This is a genomic window from Pseudomonas sp. FSL R10-1339, assembly GCF_009600545.1.
GTDB classification, from domain to species: Bacteria; Pseudomonadota; Gammaproteobacteria; order Pseudomonadales; family Pseudomonadaceae; genus Aquipseudomonas; species Aquipseudomonas bubulae.
This window is the reverse complement of sequence record NZ_WIVQ01000357.1, coordinates 1-207: the sequence shown is the minus strand read 5'-3', so window position 1 is coordinate 207 and position 207 is coordinate 1. Positions and strand designations below refer to the sequence as shown.

1 tRNA gene is annotated in these 207 nt (G+C 54.1%); it reads right to left on the bottom strand.

The annotated features are described in order from the left end of the window. Nucleotides 1–2: 2 nt before the first annotated feature. Nucleotides 3–76: transfer RNA gene (locus GHO03_RS25045), tRNA-Arg, on the bottom strand. Nucleotides 77–207 lie beyond the last annotated feature (131 nt).

Here is a 207-nt window from a genome sequence, read left to right as displayed (position 1 = left end):
GGTGCACTCGACAGGATTCGAACCTGTGACCGCTCGGTTCGTAGCCGAGTACTCTATCCAGCTGAGCTACGAGTGCAGGTTGTGTTTGTTAAACCAGACCACCGCTGGCTGAAGCAAAGCCAACTGCCTGGGCAATTGACTCTTAAATGGTGCACTCGACAGGATTCGAACCTGTGACCGCTCGGTTCGTAGCCGAGTACTCTATCC